This is a genomic window from Thermodesulfobacteriota bacterium, assembly GCA_040753795.1.
Lineage (GTDB): Bacteria > Desulfobacterota > Desulfobacteria > Desulfobacterales > Desulfosudaceae > JBFMDX01.
In genome coordinates this window covers 1-3,918 of record JBFMDX010000040.1, presented here as the reverse complement: position 1 = coordinate 3,918, position 3,918 = coordinate 1, and the positions used below count along the sequence as shown (strand labels likewise).

The 3,918-nt window shown below is 58.4% G+C and carries 3 protein-coding genes; 2 read left to right on the top strand and 1 reads right to left on the bottom strand.

From position 1 onward, the window contains the following. Nucleotides 1–364 precede the first annotated feature (364 nt). Nucleotides 365–1,297, top strand: a complete 933-nt coding sequence (locus tag AB1724_20395) for a diacylglycerol kinase family protein (GenBank protein ID MEW6080178.1) — start codon at nucleotides 365–367, stop codon at nucleotides 1,295–1,297. 65 nt (nucleotides 1,298–1,362) lie between these two features. On the opposite strand, the gene AB1724_20390 is transcribed toward AB1724_20395, so the two are convergent. Next, complete coding sequence (locus tag AB1724_20390; GenBank protein ID MEW6080177.1) at nucleotides 1,363–1,830, bottom strand: hypothetical protein; 468 nt, start codon at nucleotides 1,828–1,830, stop codon at nucleotides 1,363–1,365. A 159-nt stretch (nucleotides 1,831–1,989) separates the two neighbouring features. Here AB1724_20390 and AB1724_20385 point away from each other — a divergent pair, with 159 nt between their 5' ends. Continuing rightward, nucleotides 1,990–3,612: an ATP-binding cassette domain-containing protein gene (locus tag AB1724_20385; GenBank protein ID MEW6080176.1), complete on the top strand. Its 1,623-nt coding sequence runs from the start codon at nucleotides 1,990–1,992 to the stop codon at nucleotides 3,610–3,612. Nucleotides 3,613–3,918: the final 306 nt, after the last annotated feature.

Here is a 3,918-nt window from a genome sequence, read left to right as displayed (position 1 = left end):
GCAAAAAAGCCTGGCGTCGGAGATGTTTTAAACAAATTTTCAAAGAGCAGGCGATCAACTAACGAAATCGGATCGCAAAAAGTCAAAAATATATAGGAAGGCTGCGAGACAGCCTGTAAAGCCTTCCGCTACACAGGGCTGTTTCTCAAAAAGCATGACAACACTTTTCCGTTGACCTGACAGTAGGGCAATCCTTGTGACTGCTCATCCGCAGAGGCGACTGGCGGGTCGCCCCTGCCGGGAAAATGCACGCCTGTATCGGAGGAACAAGGTATTAATTGACAGGGCCGGGTCTTTCTGGCATAGGTTGAAAAACCGTCGTTCAATTACAAATGACAACAATCATAATGATTGGATGGGAGCCATGAGCGGAATCGGTCTTATCTTCAACCCCTATGCCGGCAAGAACAAGAAGAATCCCCGCCTGGAAGACGAATTGCGGGGCATCCTGGGCGATCACGGCCAGTTCGTCCGCACCGACGACAAGGAGAGCCTGGTCCGGGCCGTGCAGGATTTCCATAAAAAAAATGTCGACATCATCGCGGTCAGCGGCGGCGACGGCACCCTGCACCAGGTCATTTCCGTTCTGGCCGAGGTGTACGGGGACCAGCCCCTGCCGAAATTCGGCTTCCTGCGCTGCGGCACCATGAACACGGTGTCCAAGTCCATCAAGTTTAAAGGCAAATCCACCGAGATCCTGGGGCATATTGTCAAAACCCATGTTGCCGGCGGGTCATTCGGATACTTTGATCAGCCCACCATGAGAGTCAACGACCGCTACGGGTTCATGACCGGCGCCGGCGTGGTCGCCCGTTTCCTGCAGGTCTATTATTCGGCCAAAAAGCCCGGCCCGGTCCATGCCGCCGGCATGGTGGCCCAGATGATCTTCAGCGCCGTATGCCGCACCGGCTATAACCGGAAGATATTCAGTCCCATCAAATGCCGGATGACGGTGGACGGTCGGGAAATCCCCCAGGACGAGTACCTGTATATTCTGGCCTGCACCATCCGGGAACTGGGCCTGGGCTTCACGCCCACTCCCCGGGCCTATGAAAAGCCCGGCCATTTTCACCTGTTTGCCGGCGCCGTCACGCCGGCCGGCCTGGTGCCCAAGGTGCCCGCCATCTGGCTGGGCAGGGATTTTACGCATCCGAAACTGTATTACAACGGCATTGCCGCCGAGATGACGCTGGAACCCCTGGAGCCGATTCCCTGGATGATCGACGGCGATGTCTATTCCACCGACCAGCCCCTGCGGTTTTCCGTGGGGCCGACCATTTCCCTGATTGTCTCCTGACGGATAGTCAAATCGTCTTGCCGTTATGTGAGGCCGATCGCACGGGTGAAGCCGTGCCAATGGCATCACTTCTCTTTGCCGGAAGGCTCTGCTTCGATGACGGCTATTTCCCAGAAGAACGGATCTCGCTCCTGGCAGGTGATCTTTTCGGAAAATTCGTGGGTTCCAAACGCCGGAAGGGCATTGATGGAGATGGTGGTTTCCCAGAGCGGTTCTTTAAAATTATTCAGGGCGGTAAATATGATCTTCACGTTTCGCTTCTCGGTATGGGTGGTGCTATTGATTTTGCCGGTGAAGGTGCAGGAAAAAACGCGGCCGCCGTACTTGCGGGATTGATAAGACCCCCGATTCACCTCAAGGCCTTCATAGGAGTAATGCTCGTTGATCCTGCCGCTGGTTGAGGACGTGGTGACCGACTGGACAGAGTTGGAAAGGGTGGCGGAGGCCGACTTCGCAAAGGGGGCCCGGACGACCGCTGCCGAAGCGATCACGGCCAGTAAAAGAACGATGACGGATTTTATCCTGAATTCCATGGATGCCTCACGGAGATGTTTGGGGGTTATTCTGCTGGTTATCATGGCCGGTTTTTTATGTCAATTTTCAGCAAGCGGGTGGGTGATTCATCCTTTGTCCAAACTGCGTTCGGACGCCGCTCTTGAAGTTTTACCACCCCTGGTGCTAAAAAGCAGGGCATGAACGCAGCGCTGAACGAGAAATATCCGCGAAACCCGGCTCCCAGACCGCCCGTGGCTCTCATGGAGAACGTCACCGCCCTGCGGTGCGGCCGGCCGGTGTTTGAAAATACGGACTGGACGATCCGCGCGGGAGAACACTGGGCCGTCACCGGAGAAAGCGGGGCCGGCAAATCCACGCTCCTGAATATTCTCTGTCGTGAAATTCCGGTGGTGTCCGGCCGCCTGGCCTTTTTCACGTTTCCGGAAGAGACCGTATCGGCAACCGATCCGGCCGCAACGGCCGGAGCCGTGGTATCCCTGGAGTCCGGTCACGGCCTGATCGGCCGTCATGCCGCTTATGCCCAGGCCCGCTGGCAGAGCTTTGAAGGAGACCTGTGCCCGACCGCCGCCGAATTGCTGTGCCCCCGGAGCGTTGAAAGCCGCCTGGCTTTTCAGGTGGACGGACCCCTGCCGGACCCGGCCGGGTGGCAGGCCCGGCGGCAATATGTCACGGGCTTGCTGGAAATTGATTACCTGCTGGACCGCAAAGTCCTGCACCTGTCCAGCGGCGAAGGCAAGAAACTGCTCCTGGCCCGGGCCCTGATGAAGGCGCCCCGGCTGCTGCTCCTGGACGACCCCTTCAGCGGCCTGGACGCGGATTTCCGGGAAAGCCTCCGGCAATGCCTGGACCAGCTCATGGCCGATCCCGGCGGACCGACCCTGGTGATCGCCACGCCCAGGCCCCGGGAACTTCCTTCCGGCATCACCCACCTGGTCCAGGTCGCCGGCGGCCGGATCGTCCGTCAAATGCCCCGGCCGCCGGACATGAGCCGGGTCCCGGCCGATCCCGCGCCCCTCCGGACGGAGGGGCTGGAGTTGCCGGAGCGGGTTTTTCCCGGCCCCCTGCGCCTCCGTTCGCCCGGTTCTTCCGGCGGCCGCGGGGAAACGCCCCTGTTTGCCGTCACCAGCGCCACGGTCCGGTATGGTGCCGCCGTGATTCTTGACAACGTTTCCTGGACCGTGCGTCCCGGTGAGAACTGGGCCCTTCTCGGTCCCAACGGCGCCGGCAAATCCACCCTGCTTTCCCTGATCATGGGCGACAACCCCCAGTGCTATGCCAACGACGTCCGCGTTATGGGCCGCCGGCGGGGAACGGGCGAGACCATCTGGGATGTCCGGGCCGACATCGGTTATCTTTCACCGGACCTTCAGGCCCGTTATCCCGGATCAACGCCCTGCCGGCAGGTTGTCCTGTCCGGGTTCACCGACACCATCGGTTGCTTCGGGAGCTACAGCCCCGCCCAGGAGCAATATGCCCTGGACTGGATGCAAAGCCTGGGGATCGCGGAACTGGCCGGCACCCCCCTGGGCCTGCTGACCCCGGCCCGGCAGCGGCTGGTCCTCCTGGCCCGGGCCCTGGTCAAGGACCCGCCCCTGCTGCTCCTCGATGAACCCTGTTCCTCCCTTGACGCCGGCACCCGCCGGTTTATCCTCGATACTCTCAATTACCTCTGCCGGCTGAAACGGACCACCCTGGTCATCGTCAGCCATCACCCCGAGGAAATCCCGGAATCGGTCACCCGTGTGCTGTATCTGTCCCAGGGGAAAGTGGCGCGAATGGAATCGGACCGGACCGGCTGACCGGCGCCTGCCCCCGGAAACCTGCCTGTGCGTGAAATACTGTTCATCCTGGAATCTGAACAATGCATTGATAATACAATTTATGAATTATCGAGAATTTCCGCCGAACATTCCAAATCGGCACGAAAAGAAGAATCCAAAAAAATAGCGGCTATGAAAATAGCTGTTTAACTATCTGAATTGATGTTTCTTGTTTAATGCGACTGGTCTCGCATAAATCGCTTGTAATTGATCAATGTTATTGTTAATTATATCGCAAGGGGTTGTAATCGAGAAATTCCACATAATAACATTGTTCAAGTAAGC

What these genes read in the sequence shown, in the direction of transcription:
- AB1724_20395 (MEW6080178.1), top strand. Translation starts at nt 365, where the DNA reads ATGAGCGGAATCGGTCTTATCTTCAACCCCTATGCCGGCAAGAACAAG.
- AB1724_20390 (MEW6080177.1), bottom strand. Translation starts at nt 1,830, where the DNA reads ATGGAATTCAGGATAAAATCCGTCATCGTTCTTTTACTGGCCGTGATC.
- AB1724_20385 (MEW6080176.1), top strand. Translation starts at nt 1,990, where the DNA reads ATGAACGCAGCGCTGAACGAGAAATATCCGCGAAACCCGGCTCCCAGA.